Source organism: Sediminihaliea albiluteola (genome assembly GCF_014077625.1).
In the GTDB taxonomy this organism is placed as follows: domain Bacteria; phylum Pseudomonadota; class Gammaproteobacteria; order Pseudomonadales; family Halieaceae; genus Sediminihaliea; species Sediminihaliea albiluteola.
The window spans coordinates 380,103-399,182 of sequence record NZ_JACFXU010000014.1 but is presented as its reverse complement, the minus strand read 5'-3'; the positions used below and the strand labels follow the sequence as shown (position 1 = coordinate 399,182).

Genomic DNA, 19,080 nt, shown 5'->3' with positions numbered 1-19,080 from the left:
CAGTATTGTGACATGTTAAATAACTAAGGGAGATTAAGATGGCGGGCCATAGTAAGTGGGCCAATATCAAGCACCGCAAAGCGGCTCAGGATGCTAAGCGGGGTAAAATCTTCACCAAGCTGATTCGTGAGCTGGTGGTAGCTGCGAAGCAGGGTGGTCCGGCTCCAGAGGACAACCCTCGCTTGCGTGCGGCGGTCGATAAAGCATTGGGTGCCAACATGACCCGTGACACCATCGATCGCGCTATCGCTCGTGGCGCTGGTAACGCCGAAAGCGATAACATGGATGAGTTGACCTACGAGGGCTATGCCCCTGGTGGTGTGGCGGTTTTAGTCGAGGTTATGACTGACAATCGCAACCGCACCGTGGGTGAAGTTCGCCATGCATTCTCTAAGCGTGGCGGCAACCTCGGCACCGACGGTTCGGTGGCCTATTTATTTAGCAAAAAGGGCCAAATTAGCTTTGCGCCCGGTGCCGATGAAGAAGCGGTTATGGAAGTGGCACTGGAAGCTGGCGCGGAAGATCTCGAAGTTCATGATGATGGCTCGATTGATGTCACCACGCCCTGGGAAGACTTTGCCGCAGTCAAAGAAGCGCTGGAGAAGGCGGAGTTAATACCTGAACTTGGTGAGGTGGCTATGGTTCCCTCCACTTTGGTGCCGCTGGATGTTGAGGGCGCGACTGAGGTGCTGGGCTTAGTGGATGCTCTCGAAGATCTCGACGACGTGCAAAACGTCTACACTAACGCCGATATACCGGAAGAGGTTTACGCCGCGCTCTAATCCGGCTTTTTGCTGCACTCAAGTAGTGCAGCAAAGCATCTAATGCTGTATATATGTACAGATCAATAGCAAGGGCGGCGGACGGCTCACACTATGGCGGTCATTCTGGGAATCGACCCCGGTTCAGTAAAAACAGGCTTCGGCATTATTCACTACCATGCTGGCCGCAGTGAATACATCACTAGTGGTGTTATTCGTCTGCCCAGGGCGGAATTGCCAGAGCGCTTGGGCATTATTCATGCCAGCATCACAGAATTGATCGCCCTGCATAGTCCGCAACAGCTGTCGATAGAACAGGTCTTTATGGCTAAGAATGCCGGCTCAGCGCTCAAGCTGGGCCAGGCACGCGGCGCGGCCATTGTGGCCTGTGTGGCGCAGTCTTTGGCTGTGTCAGAATACTCCGCGCGTCAAATAAAACAGTCAGTGGTGGGTACCGGCGCAGCGGATAAAGCGCAGGTGCAGCACATGGTGAAGGTGCTGTTAAAGCTTCCTGCTCAGCCCCAAGAGGACGCTGCCGATGCACTGGCAGCGGCGCTATGTCATGCCCACACACAACAAAGTATGATCAGGCTCTCAGGAGCCAGCGCAGTGCGCCGGCGGCGCTTGCGTTAACCGGAACAAAACAATGATTGGCAGAATTCGCGGCACATTAGTGCACAAGCAACCACCGGATATATTAGTTGAGGTTGGTGGCGTGGGTTATGAGTTACAGGTTCCCATGACAACCTTATTCCAGTTGCCGGCGGTCGGTTCAGAGGTGTCACTGGTGACGCACTTTGTGGTGCGTGAAGATGCCCAGTTGCTCTATGGTTTTTTTGACGAGCGTGATCGCGCGCTGTTTCGGCAGTTGATTAAAGTTACTGGGGTCGGCCCCAAGCTTGGTCTGACCATTCTCTCTGGTATGGATGCGAGCAGCTTTGCGCGCTGCGTGCAGGCTGGGGATATCGCATCGCTAACGACGCTGCCTGGAGTGGGCAAGAAGACCGCTGAGCGTTTGCTGGTTGAGATGCGGGATAAGCTCAAAGGCTGGCTCGAAGAGATGGATACGGCACAAGCGCAACTTACAGGTGAGCCGCAGCCGCGCCCAGTGGACTGCGTGGCAGATGCCGAGGGCGCATTGATCGCCTTGGGTTATAAGCCTGCAGAAGCCAGCCGCATGGTGGCTGCAGTCAATGACGAGAGTATCGATAACAGCGAAGAGTTGATTCGGCGCGCACTAAAATCCATGGTCAAGGCTTAAGCGAAGTGTGGCTGCTACAGCGGGAAGTGAAGCATGATTGAAACCGATCGCCTGATTGCCCCGGAGCCGCGTGGTGAGCGCGAAGAGCAGTTTGATCGGGCTATTCGCCCCAAAACGCTCGCCGAGTATGTTGGTCAGCCCACGGTGCGTGATCAGATGTCAATATTTCTGCAGGCGGCCCGTGGTCGTGGCGAGCCTTTGGATCACACCCTGATTTTTGGGCCACCGGGTTTGGGTAAAACCACCTTGGCCAGCATTATTGCCAATGAGATGGGCGTGTCTCTCAAGACAACTTCAGGCCCGATATTAGAAAAAGCCGGCGATATCGCTGCGCTGATGACTAACCTAGAGCCCAATGATGTGCTGTTTATTGATGAGATCCATCGCCTGAGTCCCTTCGTTGAAGAGGTGCTCTACCCGGCGATGGAGGATTACCAGCTCGACATCATGATCGGGGAGGGGCCCGCGGCGCGCTCTATAAAGCTCGACTTGCCGCCCTTTACTCTGGTGGGGGCGACTACTCGTGCAGGTTTGTTAACCTCGCCGCTGCGGGATCGCTTCGGTATTGTGCAGCGCCTAGAGTTTTATCAAGTGGCCGATTTGGCGCATATCGTCGAGCGCTCGGCGCATATACTTTCGATCAACATCGATCAAGCAGGGGCTAAGGAAATTGCTCGGCGAGCACGAGGCACGCCGCGGATTGCCAACCGTTTGCTGCGCCGAGTGCGAGATTACGCCGAGGTTCGCGCTGATGGAGTGATTAGTGCCGAGGTCGCTGATCGGGCGCTAGATATGCTGAGCGTTGACCATTGTGGCTTTGATCACCAAGACCGGCGCTTATTGCTGGCGATGATTGAAAAGTTTGATGGCGGTCCGGTGGGAGTAGATAGCCTGGCGGCGGCAATTTCCGAAGAGCGCGGCACGATTGAGGATGTCTTGGAGCCCTATTTAATTCAGCAGGGCTATATGCTGCGCACCCCGAGGGGGCGGATGGTCACTCGCAATGCTTACCTGCATTTTGGCTTGCCGCCTAAAGATGGGCCGGAGCCGTGAGCGGAGCGGAATTTTCCTTTAATTTGCGAGTCTATATCGAGGATACCGATGCCGGTGGCATTGTGTATTACGTCAACTACTTGAAGTATATGGAGCGGGCCCGCACAGAGTTGATGCGCTCCTTGGGTTTTGGCAAAGATTATATTTTTAATCACGACTTAATGTTCGTGGTGCGCGATGTGGCAGTGAGTTATCGTCTGCCGGCACAATTAGATGATGAGTTGCAGGCAACAGCTCGAATTGTGGAATTAAAGGGCGCCACCATGCGTCTACAACAGAGTATTCAGCGCGCTGGACAATTATTGGCAGAGGGCGAGGTCACAATCGCCTGCGTCGATCGTAGCAGTGTGAAGCCGCGGCGCTTGCCGCAGGATATGTTGCAGCGACTGCGAGAACAGCAGGCTGCTGGGAGTGAAGGGGAAGCCTAAGTGGAAGAACAACTCAGTCTAATTGACCTGGTGATACACGCCAGCTTTACCGTGCAGCTGGTTATGGCCATTCTGCTTCTCGCCTCTATGGTGTCTTGGTACATGATCGTGCAGCGAGTGATCTATTTTCGCAACTCACATGATGACATGATTCGCTTCGAGGAGCGGTTCTGGTCGGGTATCGATCTATCGCAGCTGTACCGCGAAGGCAATGAGCGTGCCGCCGACGGCCAGGTTATCGTGGGTGTTGAGAGTATTTTTCGCGCCGGCTTTAAGGAGTTCTCGCGTCTGGCTCAGCAGCCGGGTATGGACTCAGAGGCGGTATTGGAAGGCTCTCGTCGCACCATGCGGGTAGCGATGCTGCGTGAAGAGGAGCGCCTTGAGCGCCACCTGCCGTTTTTAGCCTCGGTTGGCTCCACCAGCCCATACATTGGTCTGTTTGGTACGGTGTGGGGCATCATGCATTCATTCCGTGGCCTAGCCAATGCCACCCAGGCCACGCTTGCTACTGTTGCGCCAGGTATCTCAGAAGCTTTGATCGCGACCGCAATGGGTCTATTTGCCGCGATTCCGGCGGTGATGGCTTATAACCGCTTTGCCTCGCGGGTGGATATGTTCACCAATCGCTACGACACCTTTGTCGACGAGTTTTCTAGTATTCTTTACCGACAGGTTTATGCTTTGCGCAGCCGCGACAGCAAAAAAGCGGGCTAGGAGCGAATCGTGGCCAGAGCGGGTAAAAAAAATAGGCCAATGGCCGAAATTAACGTGGTGCCTTACATCGATGTGATGTTGGTGCTGTTAATTATCTTTATGGTCACTGCGCCGATGTTAATGCAGGGAGTTAAGGTGGACTTGCCGGAGGCAAATGCTGCACCGGTGGATAACCAAGACAGTGAGCCATTGATTGTGTCGATCGACGCTCAGGGCCAGCTATTTTTGAACCTTGGCGATGAGAAGCAAGTGCTTAGCTTGGCTACTATCCGCGATCGTGTGGGGGTGGTGATGCGTCGCAGCCCAGAGAAGCCAGTATTAGTGTGGGGTGATCGTGCAGTGGCTTATGGTGAGGTTGTGACTCTTATGGCCGCTCTTCAGGAGGCCGGGGCCCCCAGCGTTGGTTTGGTCACCGAGAACCCAGAGTGAGTACATCGATCTACGCCAGGCCTGTTGTGCCACGTATCATCGTCAGGCCCGCGCTGGTGACGGTATTCCTCCATGCGCTGCTAATCTATATGCTGACTGCAAACTGGGGTTCCTTTGAACAAAAAGTCATTACCCCAAAGGTGATTCCCAAAGCAATTGATGCTCGCTTGGTCGACGCCAGTGAACTAAAGCCCAAACCGGCACCAAAGCCAGCAGCTAAACCAGCCCCTAAGCCAAAGGTTGAGCCAAAGCCAAAGCCTAAGCCGCAGCCAAAACCGACACCTAAGCCAAAGCCCAAGGCAGAGCCAAAACCGGCACCTAAGGTGGTGGAGAAAAAGCCGGCGCCAAAAGTAGAGCCAAAGCCCGATCCAGGGCCTAGTGCCGAAGAGTTGGCGCGTCGGCAGCAGCAGGATTTAGCGCGAGCTATGGCGCAGGAAGAAGCCGCACAGGCGGCAGCCACAGCGGATGAAATGGCCGCCAGCTTTGCTGCTTTGATTCAGCGCACCGTGATTAATTACTGGAGTCGGCCACCCAGTGCCCGCAATGGCATGGAGGTGCTGCTGCAGTTGCAACTCATACCGACCGGTGAGATTGTCAGTGTTACTATCCTGCAGAGCAGCGGCAATACTGCCTTTGACCGCTCGGCAGTGAATGCGGTAGAAAAAGCGGGCAGCTTTCCAGAGCTAAAAAATCTGCCACCGAACAAATTTGAGCAAACATTCAGGCGCTTCCGCCTGCTGTTCAGACCAGAGGACCTACGTTACTAATGATACGGATAAGCGCTGCACTGTTGAGTATGGTTTTGCTGCTGGGTGCTATGACAGCCCGGGCTCAGTTAACCATTGAGATTACCCAAGGGGTAGATAACCCGACGGCGATTGCTATAGCGCCCTTTGCTTGGCAGGGGGCGGCTGCGGTCACCGAAGATGTAGCCGATGTGATTCAGGGTGACTTGGCCCGAAGCGGGCAGTTTGATCCAGTTGATCGCAACGACATGTTAGGCCGCCCAAGTACCGAGCAAGAGGTGTTCTATCGTGACTGGCGTGCCATTAGTGCGGAGTATTTGCTTATTGGTCGTGTGTCGGGAAGCGAGCAGCTGCGTATTGAGTTTGAGCTGTTTGATGTCAACCGTCAGGCCAAGGTGTTTGCGGCGGTAGAAAGCGGGCCGGCTTCAGAAGTGCGGATGCTAGCTCACCGAGTCAGTGATCAAGTGTATGAAAAGCTCACTGGGATTCGAGGTGCCTTCGCTACCCGCTTGCTCTACGTTTCTGTCACTCGCAATCCCAGCGGTAAAGACTACTATCGCTTGACCTTGGCCGACTCCGATGGGGCTCGCCCAATCGTGTTGCTAGAGTCCCGTGAGCCGATTCTGGCGCCGAACTGGTCACCCGATGGCAAGCAAATTGCCTATGTGTCTTTTGAGACTAATCGTCCAGCTATTTTTCGCCAAGACTTGAACACTGGTCAACGCGAGCAGCTGACTAATTTTAAGGGCCTCAATGGCTCCCCGGCGTGGTCGCCAGATGGTAATAGTATGGCGATGGTGCTGTCTAAGGATGGCAGTCCGGATATCTACATTATGGATCTGGCCAGCAAGCGACTGAGCCGCATTACGCAGCACTATGCAATCGATACTGAGCCGGTCTGGATGCCCGATGGAAACTCGTTACTTTTCACATCTGATCGTGGTGGACGGCCGCAAATTTATCGCTATGATTTGCGCAGCGGATCGACTGAGCGCGTGACCTACGAAGGCGTCTACAATGCCCGAGCAAGGGTCGCTCAGGATGGCCGCAATATGGTGGTGGTGCACCAGAGTAACGGGCGCTACCACATAGCACTTCACGACTTGTTGACCAACCGAATGCAGGTGCTAACGTCTACAGATCTGGACGAAAGCCCGAGTATCGCGCCCAATGGCTCTATGGTATTGTACGCAACTAAGTCAGGTGATCGCGGCATTTTAGCGGCGGTTTCTGTAGACGGTGGCGTAAAGTTCAGCCTGCCAGCCCGTGAAGGGGATGTGCGCGAACCAGCTTGGTCACCCTATCTGAGCCGCTAAGCAATTAACAACACCAATAGTAGTGATAACACTTGAAAGGAAGGGATTATGAAACAACTACCAGTAGTCGGTAAGGCACTTACTCTGCTTTTTACGGCGGCCTTTTTGGTTGCTTGTAGCGGCAGCGACACTAAAGAAAGTGAAGATGCAGCCGCCGCTGCAGCCGCTGCAGCCGCAGCAGCACAACAAGAAGCGGAGCGTAGTGCCGCGCAGCAAGCTGCTGACGCCCAGCGTCGTTTGGCTGATGCAGCGATGGAAGCGGGCACAATTTTCTACTTTGATTACGACAGCTCTAGCTTGAAGCCCCAGGCCCAAGCGGCACTGGATGCTCACATTGCATTGCTTAAAACCAATGACCGTTCGGTTCGTCTAGAAGGTCACACTGATGAGCGCGGCACCCGTGAGTACAACATGGCTCTGGGCGAGCGTCGTGCTAACTCAGTACGCGACTACATGGTTGTAAATGGCATTGCTAGTTACCGCATTGAAACCGTTAGCTACGGTGAAGAGCAGCCAATAGCATATGGTTCTGGCGAGTCTAACTGGTCTCAGAACCGTCGTGTGGAATTGAAATAAAGAGTGAATCGCATGCGTTGTAGCTTAAGCAAAGCGCTTGCAGCGAGCGGGTTGGCCCTAGTGGTCAGCCCGTTCTGCTTTGTGGCGCAAGCTCAGGATTATATTGATGTAGAGGCCGAGCGTCGTGCTGCACAAGAGCAGCGTCTTAACACGCAGCGACAAGCACCAGCTCAGCAGACCTCCCAGGACCCTTTTGGTGTGCAGCCAGCGCAGTCTTACCCCGCTACCAGTTACGGAGTAAATAACGCTCCTGCTGCCAGTGGCTTTGGTCAGCAAGCTACAGCAGCTGGCAGCCAGCAAGCCTCAAATAGCGGTAGCGCCGCTCAGCTCTTACTTCAGTTGCAGCAGTTGCAGCAGGAAGTGATGCGCTTGAATGGACAGGTGGAAGAGCAGGCCCATGAACTGCGCATCCTCAAAGAGCAAAGCCTTGAGCGCTATGTTGATTTGGATCGCCGAGTAAGTACCCTGACTAGCGGTGGTGTGGCAGCGGCGGGTGTAGCCAGCGAGTCAGCAGCTATGGCTAGCGCCACGGCAGCTAATACTACGCCAACGACCAGTACTGGTGCGGCCAATGTCAGTGAACAACCCGGTGAGGCCAATGCCTATCGCGCAGCTTATGCTTTGGTTCGTTCACAGCAGTTTGATCAAGCAGTTAGCGCCTTTAAACAGTTCTTGCGCCAATACCCCTCAGGCCGCTACGCGCCTAACGCGCATTACTGGTTGGGTGAATTGTACTTAGTAATTAAGACCCCGGATTTAGAGTCGTCCCGGCAAGCCTTCACCTTGCTGATTGATCAGTACCCCGATAACGCTAAAGTCCCAGATGCGCTATACAAACTGGGCCAAGTGCACTTTCGTAAGGGCAACCGAGAAAAGGCCCGTGGCTACTTTGATCGCGTGATTAAAGAGTATGGTGGCAGTAACAATACCGCCGCTAAATTGTCGCAAGACTTTATTAACGAGAACTACTGATATCTCGGTAGCCCCCCTATGAGCAGTATTCCGCTGGCTGACAGCGATGCCTCTTCGCCCCCGTCGATAACGACAGGGGGTGAAGGCTTGCGCATCACCGAAATCTTTTATTCATTGCAAGGTGAGGCCCGTACTGTGGGCCTGCCGACGGTATTTGTGCGCCTCACAGGCTGTCCTTTGCGCTGTGTCTACTGCGATACAGCCTATGCTTTTAGCGGCGGACAGATGATGAGTCTGGGGCAAATTCTTAATGAGGTGGCCAGCCATCGGCCACGCTACGTTACGGTCACTGGCGGTGAGCCCTTAGCTCAGCCGAACTGTCTGCCTTTGCTAGAGCAGCTCTGTGATGCCGGCTATGAGGTGTCACTTGAGACCAGCGGAGCTTTGCCTGTGGCCGCTGTAGATAAGCGCGTGGTAAAAGTGTTGGACTTGAAAACACCGGCCTCAGAAGAGGTGCAGCGCAATGATTACGACAATATCGCCCATTTGAACGCCCACGATCAGGTTAAGTTTGTTATTTGTGATCGCGCAGATTATGAGTGGGCGCGTTTTAAGCTGGATCAATACCAGCTAGCTGACAAAGTCACTGATGTGCTGTTTTCCCCTAGTCACGGTCAATTGCTAGGCCGTGAGCTAGCTGGCTGGATTCTCGAAGATAATCTGCCCGTGCGTATGCAGCTACAACTGCATAAATACCTCTGGGATGATGCACCGGGACATTGATCTATGAGTGAGAGTAAGCGCGCTGTTGTCCTCGTCTCGGGAGGGCTCGATTCTACAACGGTACTGGCCATGGCGCGTGCTAAAGGTTTTGAGTGTTACACCCTGAGCTTTGATTATGGTCAACGCCATCGCGCAGAACTCTTTGCTGCAGAGCGCGTTTCCAGTGTCCTGCCTGATGTTGCACACAAGGTAGTTAAGCTCAATTTAGATAGTATCGGTGGCTCGGCTTTAACCGATAGTCGTATTGCTGTGCCGGAAGAGGAAAGTGAAGGCATTCCAATTACTTATGTGCCAGCCCGGAACACAGTCTTTCTATCGATTGCCTTGGGTTGGGCTGAGGTATTGGGCTCCAATGACATCTTTATCGGTGTTAACGCAGTGGACTACTCAGGCTACCCAGACTGCCGTCCAGAGTACATTAAAGCCTTTGAGGTGATGGCAAACCTGGCTACTCGAGCGGCCATTGAAGGGCATAAGCTGAATATTCATGCGCCGTTGATGGATATGACTAAGGGTGAAATTATTAGCACAGGCTTAAAGCTCGGTGTTGACTACTCCTTAACAGTGTCTTGTTATCAGGCAACAGAGGAAGGTTTAGCCTGCGGTAAGTGTGATAGTTGCCGCTTGCGACGCCAGGGTTTTGTGGATGCCGGTGTCGCTGACCCTACGCGTTACATTTCCTAAGTAAAAAACTACCAATTTCCTTATAAAGTGGCTTGTTTTTTATCTTCAAATCCGTAGTATACGCACCTCGTTACAGCGAAGCCGTCTAACGCGTCCTGTAACATGCCCAGTTTACGGGCCGTTAGCTCAGTCGGTAGAGCAGTTGGCTTTTAACCAATTGGTCGCTGGTTCGAATCCAGCACGGCCCACCAAAAAAACCTTGTTAAATCAAGTGCTTAGAAGCCTCCGCAGTGGAGGCTTTTTTGTTTTTGTCTGATTAAGCCCGTTGGCTCTAAGCAACTAAGGGGGCTAGCACTCATTAAACCTTGTTAATCACCCCATCCAATCCGCAGTAGGTCAGTACTCTCACGCGATATTTATAAAAGTTCCTAAACCATAAGCCCTTCAGGAAATAAATGCCGTTTTGTTTATAGAAGCTCGGCTCTTGATCTTTAAGCGCTCTTACCCGTCCCCCAGTGGTGGGCTTGTTAAAGTTTTTAATAGCGGGTTGGTTGGAATGATGCCCAGCATGGTGGCTTCTGTGAGTGCAGCGGATAAGACTTCTGCCGCTTGTTTGGCTACCTAAGCAGAGTCACCGTCGGCCATTATTTTCCGGATCATGGTATAGCCATGGTGTATCTGTCTCAAGCCCGCCGAAGATAAGGCTCTTGCTGCCTGATAGCTATAAAAAGGCATGAATTGGCCTTTGTCCAACCACTGTCCTAGACTGGTCTCGGTTTCAGTTGCGCAGCAGGAGTGTTTATGGATGTAAAAAAATAATAAAAGCTGCTGATTCTGTTAGTGGCCGGAAAGGAGGGGGCTCTCCTCCTAAGGCTCTATCTATGGTTAATAGTTTTAAAAAAACACAGGAAGATTCATGAAATTAAAAACCTTTGTTGGTCCTCTTGTCATCGGGCTGAGCATGGGTATGAACACGGCTTGGGCAGGTGGTAATTTATTGATGGATCCGCCAGGCAATCTGCTAACTAACCCATCCTTCGATAATAATGAGGCCTTAAGTGGCTGGACTATTCTGCAAAGTGCCGTTGACAACGATCGGGTCGAGTGGGATGAAGAGGACGAAGAAGACTTACTCAGTTCAGGTTCGCTGAAACTGACAAACGAGAATAGTTTTACAGGAACACAGCTCATTATGCATCAGTGCATAACAGTTGAGCCAAATAAAGACTATCTTTTCGGCGCATCGCACTTGGTGCCTGCTGGGCAGAAACCCAGTGTTGGTCGAGGAGTGGTGCAAGTAGAAACCTTTTCGACCTCCAACTGTAGTGGAAGCCGTGAGGAGCGACATGACTCGTATATATCGCCCTCGGATGTTGAGCCTGGTGAGTGGCAACTCAGCCAAGCATCCTTTACTAGCGGCGAGAATGTGCAAAGTGTAAAGGTAGTACTCGCAGTTGAAAGGCTTGTCGCCGGGGAAGATGAGCTGATAGTGCAGCTAGATAACGTATTTCTGGGGCTAAAAAAGGCCGTAGATAACGGTGATACCGGAGATACCGGCGATACCGGTGATACCGGAGATACCGGAGATACCGGCGATAACGGTGATACCGGAGATAACGGCGATACCGGAGATAACGGCGATACCGGAGATAACGGTGATACCGGTGATACCGGTGATACCGGTGATACCGGTGATACCGGCGATACCGGCGATACCGGCGATACCGGCGATACCGGCGATACCGGCGATACCGGCGATACCGGAGATACCGGAGATACCGGAGATACCGGAGATACCGGCGATACCGGAGGCAGCTCTGTAACGGCACAAGCCGTTCCCACGCTCACCGTCTGGTCGCTAATATTGTCAAGCTTGATAATCTGTGGTTTTGGTGCAGTGCGCTTAGCTCGCAATGACTCTCGCGAGACAATAATAAAGTTTTAATACTCTCGTTACTGCTGACCCCCGGCCGAGTCTTTTTTCGCTTAGGTTTTTATACTTTAGCCTGTAGCAAAGCAGAAAAGTCTGAGCCGAGATGGCCGGTGTTCAGTGTGTGAGCGTAGAGGGAATACTGATTTAAATAGCAAAAAAGGAAGGGTAAAAATGAATTGGATAGTAGCCAAGCTAAGAAAAAGGGTGTTTATAGCGCCACTTTTGAGTGCGGCTCTATTAGGTATCTTAAGTATCACCACAGCCTGCAGTGATACTTCGGGCGGTGGTGTTACAGCAAGCGCTAAACAGTTGGACGCCATGTTTGGTGGTATAGATGAAGGTGAGTCACGCGTGATTGCCTCCGGTGCGGCAACCGCGACAGGTGAATACACAGCGTATGGACCAGGACGTTATTCAGGTCCTACTCAGGACTTTTATCAGCCTGCGCGTGGTTCAGGTAGAAAACATTATCGACGTGGCAGCAATGCTGAAGGGCCTTATACGTTCACAGTTTTCACGGATGCTGCTTATCAAGACAAGTCAGATGAGGTGGTTAGGGCTGCGCTCACTTTTACTCTTCCAAAAGGCGCAGAAACAGGGTCCTACGCAATTGCCGCTGCCCGTGATGCAGCAGACGATGAAGTGCAGGCCGATTTTTTTGTGATGGCTGGTTCTGGCAGGCGCTTTGACCGCGCTATTGAGGGCCAGTTACATCTTGTTGAACTCGGCAAGCAGCTGACCGCCGCGTGGGAATTCACCGCCAAAACTCGAGGGGGTCAGCAGGTTGAGGTGTCCGGTGGCGTGAAAGGGCTGCAATTCACTCCGCAAGCGGAAACTCGCTATACGTTAATAGTCAATGGTGAGACGCAAGAGCGTTCTGGCCGAATGGCCACTCATAGTAAAAATAATGAAATCACTCTCTTGCCTGGTTCAAGCATCTATCTGGAGATGCCAATAAACATCGGTGAGGGGACTCATCCGCTGAGAAAATCACGTCAGGCGGCTACAGATGTTGTGCTGAATTTACCGAATTACAGTTTTGATGTTGCTGATGGCGAACTTATTTTGCAAGACGATGGCGATTTCTACAGTGGAAGCTTTAGCGTTACTGCCACAGGTAAAGACACCATCAAGCTTGAAGGCAGCTTTGACCATGTTTCTCTCGAGGAGCACAGGGCACGATAACAGTCAGCATTTTTATGGTGGACTGTGGACTTAAATATGTAAAGACAGCTTCTTTTTGGCCTTGCTGAGATTTTCGCATATTAAGCTAGAGTAAAGTCTTAGCTGAGATGGCCGATGCTCAGTATGTGAGAACAGATGAGATATAGGCTTAGATGGCAAAGAAGGGATGGCTTTACAGCGGGTAATAAACAGATGGATATTTTGTTTGTTGGTATAGCTGGAGCTGAAACTCGCGTAAATTCCTCCGCTGCGGCAAGCGCTAGCGGTGAATGCAGGACAAAGGCCACACCAATGGAGTGGCCTTTTAGCCTTGCGCCAATCAAGCAGAACTTAGAGTGACTCCGCTGGCGTGTTCCAGTTAGCGTCCAGCGAAGGCTTGGCCGCGATCAACGCGACGGCCGCTGCGAGCCAAGTGCATATCGTCCAGCCCTAAGTGGCCTATTTTTGCTATGGCACCGTCCATAGCTCTGTTTAGGCAGCGTTGTTGATCACGGTATAGTGCGATGTTACGGCCATCCTCTCGCGGCCCACAGACTTGTATAGTGGCTGATTCAAGACGCTGATAGAGCACTTCCAGTCCCGCGTTGTGATTCAGATTAAGGTCGGCATAACCCACAGCAATACTGTGCTGTACACGTCGATTGTCCTCCTGGGCCGGCAATTGATAGCTTAAGGGAGTCTCTTCTTCGACTACCTTCGTTTCTTCTATACCAGAGCCTGCCTGAGCATTGAGGCCGAGTGTGGCCAGCATGCTCAATGAAAGTGCAGCAATGGGTATCATAGGTTTACTGTTCATGATCTTGTCCTCGTTTGTGCTAAGGCCCGTGGGGGAGTTCCTACTGGCCTTGGCGCAAGTGAAGCAAAATCCTCGCGAGTTGGCAGAGTGAAGCTGTGATTTGATTGTGATGTTTATGTGATGATCAGTTAAATCAGTCACTTAGGGCGAAATCGAGTATCGAAAAAATGACTAAAGGCTGCTTGCGTAATGGTGCTGAGCTGCTAGTCTTTTTTTATGACCACTCATTGGTACTTTGCAACTTGGTCGTTTGATGCGCAGTCCCACGTACTTGAAACCGATCAATTTTCTGCCACTTTGGAGCCCAAAGTGGCCCGCTTACTACAGTTTTTATTGGAACATAACGGCTCGGTATTGAGTCGTGATGAGCTGGTGGCGGCGGTGTGGGACGGACGGGCAATTTCAGATGAGGCTGTGCGTCGAGCGGTCTGTCAGTTGCGCCAAGTGCTGGCCCATGATGGCAGTGAGCGCTACCTGAAGACCGTGCGCAAACAGGGTTATCTGCCGCAGTTTCCTATCGCCTCATCTGCGGCGCCCGCCCCTAGGCGCCGTTGGCTGCTCATTGTGGGCTTATGCGCTAGTTTTGCACTGGCTCTCTTATTCGCTATTGTCTGGTTGTTTAGCCACTATCGTGCTGAGAGTTTCTGGTAGTTTTTTACCGTCAGCAGTTATGAAGCTAGTGAACACCCTACTCCAAGTATCCGCTCTGGATTTTTAAATGGCACACAAAATGAACCCAGATCATGAGAAAAAAGTACTGGGTGGTCGAGTATTTGCTCTTCGCTGGTATCGAGCGGTGTATTCTGCGGAGGCATCGTGAACGATGCCATTGCCCGCTCCCTCTGGGCTGCCACCTTTATTCCGGTAGATGTAAAACACTTCTGTCAGCTTATCGAAGCTCAGCAATCTAAAGCAGCCATAGGATAAGGCTCATGTAACTCAGTCGATCACGGCAAAGAGGGTGGCACTTTATGCATCATGAATTGTTATCGTGAGCTAAGCTAAGAGCACACTGATCTTGCGAGGGGTTTTGTGGTGATTGCAGCTACTGCGAATAGAGGTACTTGGACCAACAGGAACAACGATTATTTGGTCGAGACAGCCATCACCCCTAGATAATTGTAGGTGACATTTAATAATACCTTAGCTGCTTCGATTGGGAGGGTCCTCCTAAGGAGATCGACCGCATATGCAGCTACTTCAAATACCGGTGATATTGTTTGCTCTGCTTTCTATCCTCACTCAATCAAGTTGTGCACTTCAGTCTGACGAACACGGCATCGACTCCATGAGCCCCCGTGACGGGACAGGCCGGTCAGGTTCGCATCATACGAATGCGGTCATCAAAGACATTTCTGATCAAGCTGACGCTAAATCAATGGCTATGGCTCAGACGGTACCCTATTTAGATGTACTGAGTAAGGTACCTATTTATCGGGACAATTACGTTGAGTTGTTGATTGATGGCCCCGCGACCCTCACCAGCATGATGCGTGCCATTCAGGCAGCGGAGCACTACATCTACCTAGAAACCTATATCTTTGAAAGCAGTGAAGAGGGTCGGCTTTTTGCCGAAGCTCTGGCGGAAAAAAGCCGACAGGGGATTGTGGTCAATGTGATCTACGACAGTGTTGGCAGTATGGCCAGCGACGTGAAGATGTTCGAGATGATGGACGCCAGTGGCGTGTCGCTGATTGAATACCACCCTGTTGACCCTACTGAAGGTGGCAACCCACTTGATATCAACAACCGCAACCATCGCAAATTGCTAGTGGTGGACGGCCTTATTGGATTCACCGGCGGTGTCAACTTGTCCAGCGCCTACGGTAGCGGCTCTAAACCAGGGCGCCGTCGGGACCCGATCCGTGAGGGTTGGCGTGACACCCATATCGCTGTCAAAGGGCCGGTGGTACAGGGCTTCGAGCAGGAGTTTTTGAATCATTGGCGCAGTCAGGGTGGCCAAGTAGCTGCGCCTCAAGAACCGGTTTCGAGCCCGGCAGTCGGTGATGCTGTTGTAGCGATAGTGTCATCGAAGGGAGGGGATGACCAGGGCTCAGAGATCTTCGCTGCGTATCAAGATGCCATGCGCAGGGCCAAGCACAGTATCTGGATCACCCAGGCTTACTTCGCACCTAGTGACGATTTTTTGACATTGCTAGAGCAAGCCGTGAAACGGGGCGTGGACGTCCGACTACTACTGCCCGGCGTATCGGACTCAAAGCTGGTACTGAACGCCTCGCGCTCACGATACACCCGCCTACTGCGCGCGGGTGTGCGAATCTATGAGAACCAGCAAGCCGTGTTGCATGCAAAAACTGCAGTGATCGATGGCATATGGTCGACGGTTGGTTCCAGCAACCTGGATTATCGGAGTTTTCTGCACAATGATGAAATAAACGCTATCATTTTGGGGCTCGACTTTGCCAAAGTCATGGAGGCCCAGTTCCGGAAAGACTTATCCAGTGCCCCAGAGATCACTCTGCGAGATTGGAAGAGGCGCCCCCTTTGGCAACGTATCACCGAGCGCCTCAGTTGGGTGATCGAGTATTGGTTATAAATACATCAGCTTAATACTGACCATCGACCCTAGGTTACAAAGCCAGGCTGCGTAATCTGGAGATCGTCATAATCTGTGTAGTAGGCTGCCAGATTCATACGGAGGCGGCGATCGAGAAGCTCAGATTTCAGGCCAACTTCCTAGACTAATGCCTCCTCAGCTTCGTAGGCGGGAGCGTTGCAACCGCGGGGCGAGAAACCGCCTGACCGATAACCCGTTCCAACCCGGCCATAGATGGACACATCATCTCTTAGCCAGCGGCGATAATGTTGGGATCTTTGACCTCTTGCTCCGAAGTCTCTCGGTTGCGAATAGTGTCTGCGATGCGAAACATGGGTGTTTTTAGCATTTGCTTTAATTCGTCGCTGGCGCCGGTTCGCTCCAGGGCAATATCCATGCAAAGCAGCCATTGGTCGCGCTCTTCTGGGCCAATCGCATAGGGCTTGTGTGGCTCAGTCAGGCAAACGGTGCCAGTTTTTTCCTGGTAGCGTGGCGGGCCGCCCATCCAGCCGGTGAGGTAGTCGGTGAGCTTCTGTTTGATTTCATCTTTATTAACAGCATGCATCTTCCGGACTTTTTCAACTTGTGGTAATTCGTCCATGACATCGTAGAAGGTGTGAGCGAGCTTGCGGATACCTTCTTCACCAAGAATTTGATAGGGGCTTTGTTGTGACATAAGTGAGTTCCTAGCTAATGCGGCTAAAGCTGTGCTTGCTGTAGCGCTGGGTAGCGCAGCATAAAATGAGCCGTCTTTATCACGGTTTTGTTAAAAGGCTGAGGGCTGCGTGCCACTTCATGAGTAACGCTTTGTTGAGCCCAAGACACTAATTGCAAGGATACTCGAACTCGCTGTGAAACTCAGCATCGCCAGCTAGCAATAATATGTTGGCGCATTTTACGTTTTGGCACTTGCTCAGCAGGAATTGCATAATCACTGATTGTCATACCCTTTTTACGCATCCGTTTCTCGCTACCGGTAAGTAGGGGATGCCAAGAGGGTAGCCCCTTGCCTTGATAAACACGCCGATAGCTACAGGTATCGGGCAACCAGTGGTACTGCGCTACGTTTTCTGCCGTTAGTTTATGGCAGTCAGCTACTTTGTGCAGTCTGTTTTGATAGTCCTTACAACGACTTTTTTCGATATCGAGTAACTTGCAGGCCAGGCTGTAGACGGTGACTTCATTGTCATCTACTTCGCGGATTAGGCAGCATTGACCACAGCCATCACAAAGCGCCTCCCATTCTTTACGATTTAACTCCCCTAGCGAATACCGCTGCCAAAAAAGTTCACGCAATTTTTTCTTACCCTCCCGATTAATATGAAGCGCGAGATTAGACGACATTCGGCGAATATAGTCCAGTTTTGCGTTTTTTAGTGATATTTAGGGGGAGATAGGCGAAGTTGTTGCTTTTTTGAGCTGTTGCTTGGTTTTTGCTAGCCCTGCTTGCTGAGTGTCAGCAAAGCAAGCAAGCTGGATGTATTGGCAGCGAAAATATTCTACTGTGAAGATAAAAATAGTGAGAGGGCATGCTTATGCACTTTGATAGCGCCGCTAGTTTAGCTCGAAGGATTAGAGAAAAGGAGCTCAGTGCTGAACAGCTCAGCCAGTATTATTTAGCGCGTATTGAGCAGCATAACCCTAGTATCAATGCCTATGTCGAGGTGTTTAAAGAGGAGGCCTTGTCGATAGCGCGAGCTTGCGACAAGGCTCTATCACAAGCCGAGCCATTAGGGCTTTTGCATGGTGTACCTATTAGCATCAAAGAGAGTTTCAAGATGCTCGGGACGCCCAGTCGACTCAATTTTCCTTTAATGAAAAATTATCAGGCGGATAGCAACTCGATACTAGTGCAGCGCTTAATCGATGCTGGCGCAGTAATCTTGGGCAAAACCAATGTGCCGACTTTGCTTGCTGATATACAAACCTTTGGACCACTTTATCCCACTTGTAATAACCCCTATGACTTAGGGCGCACAGCCGGTGGCAGCACTGGTGGTGGTGCAGCAGCTTTGGCAGCGGGTTTGAGTACCTTGGAGCTTGGCAGTGATATTGGCGGCTCTATCCGTAACCCTTCTAGTTTTTGTGGTTTGTTTGGCCTCAAGCCGACAGAAAATGGCTACGCCAATGACGGCCATATTCCACCTCTTCCGCAGTCTATTTCAGGTCGAAGTATCGGCGTGAGTGTGTTGAACAATACTGGCCCCTTAGCCCGAAGTGCTGAGGATTTGGAGCTTGCCTACCAGATTCTTTTCCGGCCAGATTGGGACAACTTGCGTTACTTACCTATAGTGCGAGAACAGAAGCTGAGTCCAGAGCTGAAAGACTACCGCTTTGCCTATTTCGATAGTTTGCAAGGTATAAGCCCTAGCCAAGAGCTTCGTCAGGGCCTAGAAAAGATGCTGACTAAGATACAGGAGCAGGGTGCTAGCGTGGAGCGTATCCAGATTCCCGCGAACTTAAGTGAGCGCATATTCAAAGTGTGGGCGACACTATTTGGTACTATGATAGGACAAAATTTAACATGGCCAATTAAGAAGTTGTTTTATTGGCGTTTTTTGAAGTCTATTAATCAATCTACTCTGCCGGTAAAGCGCGAGCTCAAGCAGGGACTGTCATTGAGTTATTTACACTTCAGTCGAGCGATGGCAGAGCGCGCCGAGTTAATTAGCGAAATAAACCACTTGTTTGCGCCCTATGATGCCGTGTTAAGCCCTACTGCAATGGGGGCAGCCTTCGAACACAATCCAAAACACGAAACAATGCTCGTTGATGGTCAGGCTGTAGCGTATTTAGATTACTGCCTGCCTTTTGTCGCTTTTTATAATCTAAGCGCGCAGCCCGTTATTACTTTGCCTGCAGGCTTAAGCGACAGGGCTTTGCCGCTGGGTATGTCTATGGCAGCTAAGCATCACTGTGAGGCAACACTCTTACAAATCGCTAAAAATATTGAAGCGCTAGGCTTCGGCTTTGTGCCGCCGAGGGCTTACTGAAGCGAGTTATAAG

General features: G+C 51.6%; 21 protein-coding genes and 1 tRNA gene. 19 read left to right on the top strand and 3 right to left on the bottom strand.

Annotation, left to right across the window (positions count from 1 at the left end; all coding sequences use genetic code 11):
* Nucleotides 1–38 precede the first annotated feature (38 nt).
* The 16 genes from H2508_RS08735 (at nucleotide 39) to H2508_RS08660 (ending at nucleotide 12,721) form a co-directional block, all read left to right on the top strand.
* Nucleotides 39–782, top strand: coding sequence for a YebC/PmpR family DNA-binding transcriptional regulator (locus tag H2508_RS08735; RefSeq protein WP_182171980.1), 744 nt, complete (start codon nucleotides 39–41; stop codon nucleotides 780–782).
* A gap of 93 nt (nucleotides 783–875) precedes the next feature.
* Nucleotides 876–1,394, top strand: a complete 519-nt coding sequence (gene ruvC / locus H2508_RS08730; protein ID WP_182171977.1) for a crossover junction endodeoxyribonuclease RuvC — start codon at nucleotides 876–878, stop codon at nucleotides 1,392–1,394.
* Between the two features lie 13 nt (nucleotides 1,395–1,407).
* The gene (ruvA, locus tag H2508_RS08725) at nucleotides 1,408–2,022 is read left to right on the top strand and encodes a Holliday junction branch migration protein RuvA (RefSeq protein WP_182171974.1); all 615 of its coding nucleotides are present in this window, start codon (nucleotides 1,408–1,410) and stop codon (nucleotides 2,020–2,022) included.
* A gap of 33 nt (nucleotides 2,023–2,055) precedes the next feature.
* Complete coding sequence (gene ruvB / locus H2508_RS08720; RefSeq protein ID WP_182171971.1) at nucleotides 2,056–3,075, top strand: Holliday junction branch migration DNA helicase RuvB; 1,020 nt, start codon at nucleotides 2,056–2,058, stop codon at nucleotides 3,073–3,075.
* Entirely contained in the window at nucleotides 3,072–3,503 is a 432-nt protein-coding gene (ybgC, locus tag H2508_RS08715) for a tol-pal system-associated acyl-CoA thioesterase (protein ID WP_182171968.1), read from the top strand. Before ruvB ends, ybgC begins: the two co-directional genes overlap by 4 nt.
* On the top strand, nucleotides 3,504–4,217 hold the full coding sequence (gene tolQ / locus H2508_RS08710; RefSeq protein ID WP_182171965.1) for a protein TolQ: 714 nt from the start codon (nucleotides 3,504–3,506) through the stop codon (nucleotides 4,215–4,217).
* Between the two features lie 39 nt (nucleotides 4,218–4,256).
* Complete coding sequence (tolR, locus tag H2508_RS08705) at nucleotides 4,257–4,646, top strand: protein TolR (protein WP_182173397.1); 390 nt, start codon at nucleotides 4,257–4,259, stop codon at nucleotides 4,644–4,646.
* On the top strand, nucleotides 4,643–5,413 hold the full coding sequence (locus H2508_RS08700) for an energy transducer TonB (RefSeq protein WP_328799346.1): 771 nt from the start codon (nucleotides 4,643–4,645) through the stop codon (nucleotides 5,411–5,413). The genes tolR and H2508_RS08700 overlap by 4 nt, the downstream gene beginning before the upstream one ends.
* Nucleotides 5,413–6,708: a Tol-Pal system beta propeller repeat protein TolB gene (tolB, locus tag H2508_RS08695; RefSeq protein WP_182171962.1), complete on the top strand. Its 1,296-nt coding sequence runs from the start codon at nucleotides 5,413–5,415 to the stop codon at nucleotides 6,706–6,708. The genes H2508_RS08700 and tolB overlap by 1 nt, the downstream gene beginning before the upstream one ends.
* Nucleotides 6,709–6,756: 48 nt before the next feature.
* Nucleotides 6,757–7,284, top strand: coding sequence for a peptidoglycan-associated lipoprotein Pal (pal, locus tag H2508_RS08690; RefSeq protein WP_182171960.1), 528 nt, complete (start codon nucleotides 6,757–6,759; stop codon nucleotides 7,282–7,284).
* A 12-nt stretch (nucleotides 7,285–7,296) separates the two neighbouring features.
* The gene (gene ybgF, locus H2508_RS08685) at nucleotides 7,297–8,256 is read left to right on the top strand and encodes a tol-pal system protein YbgF (protein ID WP_182171957.1); all 960 of its coding nucleotides are present in this window, start codon (nucleotides 7,297–7,299) and stop codon (nucleotides 8,254–8,256) included.
* 18 nt (nucleotides 8,257–8,274) lie between these two features.
* Nucleotides 8,275–8,979 carry a 7-carboxy-7-deazaguanine synthase QueE gene (gene queE / locus H2508_RS08680; protein WP_182171954.1) on the top strand — a complete coding sequence of 235 codons (705 nt, stop codon included), beginning with the start codon at nucleotides 8,275–8,277 and terminating at the stop codon, nucleotides 8,977–8,979.
* 3 nt (nucleotides 8,980–8,982) lie between these two features.
* Nucleotides 8,983–9,663, top strand: a complete 681-nt coding sequence (queC, locus tag H2508_RS08675) for a 7-cyano-7-deazaguanine synthase QueC (protein WP_182171951.1) — start codon at nucleotides 8,983–8,985, stop codon at nucleotides 9,661–9,663.
* Between the two features lie 115 nt (nucleotides 9,664–9,778).
* Nucleotides 9,779–9,854, top strand: a tRNA-Lys gene (locus tag H2508_RS08670).
* 665 nt (nucleotides 9,855–10,519) lie between these two features.
* Complete coding sequence (locus H2508_RS08665) at nucleotides 10,520–11,548, top strand: hypothetical protein (protein WP_182171948.1); 1,029 nt, start codon at nucleotides 10,520–10,522, stop codon at nucleotides 11,546–11,548.
* A gap of 159 nt (nucleotides 11,549–11,707) precedes the next feature.
* Nucleotides 11,708–12,721: a hypothetical protein gene (locus H2508_RS08660; RefSeq protein ID WP_182171945.1), complete on the top strand. Its 1,014-nt coding sequence runs from the start codon at nucleotides 11,708–11,710 to the stop codon at nucleotides 12,719–12,721.
* Between the two features lie 358 nt (nucleotides 12,722–13,079).
* Here the strand turns inward: H2508_RS08660 and H2508_RS08655 are convergent, their stop codons facing one another.
* On the bottom strand, nucleotides 13,080–13,517 hold the full coding sequence (locus tag H2508_RS08655) for a UrcA family protein (protein ID WP_182171942.1): 438 nt from the start codon (nucleotides 13,515–13,517) through the stop codon (nucleotides 13,080–13,082).
* Between the two features lie 216 nt (nucleotides 13,518–13,733).
* Here H2508_RS08655 and H2508_RS08650 point away from each other — a divergent pair, with 216 nt between their 5' ends.
* Together H2508_RS08650 and H2508_RS08645 are read left to right on the top strand one after the other, a co-directional pair.
* Complete coding sequence (locus H2508_RS08650) at nucleotides 13,734–14,168, top strand: winged helix-turn-helix domain-containing protein (protein ID WP_182171939.1); 435 nt, start codon at nucleotides 13,734–13,736, stop codon at nucleotides 14,166–14,168.
* A 538-nt stretch (nucleotides 14,169–14,706) separates the two neighbouring features.
* The gene (locus H2508_RS08645) at nucleotides 14,707–16,074 is read left to right on the top strand and encodes a phospholipase D-like domain-containing protein (protein WP_182171936.1); all 1,368 of its coding nucleotides are present in this window, start codon (nucleotides 14,707–14,709) and stop codon (nucleotides 16,072–16,074) included.
* A 250-nt stretch (nucleotides 16,075–16,324) separates the two neighbouring features.
* On the opposite strand, the gene H2508_RS08640 is transcribed toward H2508_RS08645, so the two are convergent.
* Nucleotides 16,325–16,750, bottom strand: a complete 426-nt coding sequence (locus H2508_RS08640) for a group II truncated hemoglobin (protein WP_182171933.1) — start codon at nucleotides 16,748–16,750, stop codon at nucleotides 16,325–16,327.
* Between the two features lie 182 nt (nucleotides 16,751–16,932).
* Complete coding sequence (locus H2508_RS08635; protein ID WP_220463675.1) at nucleotides 16,933–17,418, bottom strand: YcgN family cysteine cluster protein; 486 nt, start codon at nucleotides 17,416–17,418, stop codon at nucleotides 16,933–16,935.
* 191 nt (nucleotides 17,419–17,609) lie between these two features.
* On the opposite strand from H2508_RS08635, the gene H2508_RS08630 reads away from it, so the two are divergent.
* On the top strand, nucleotides 17,610–19,067 hold the full coding sequence (locus tag H2508_RS08630) for an amidase (RefSeq protein WP_182171930.1): 1,458 nt from the start codon (nucleotides 17,610–17,612) through the stop codon (nucleotides 19,065–19,067).
* Nucleotides 19,068–19,080: the final 13 nt, after the last annotated feature.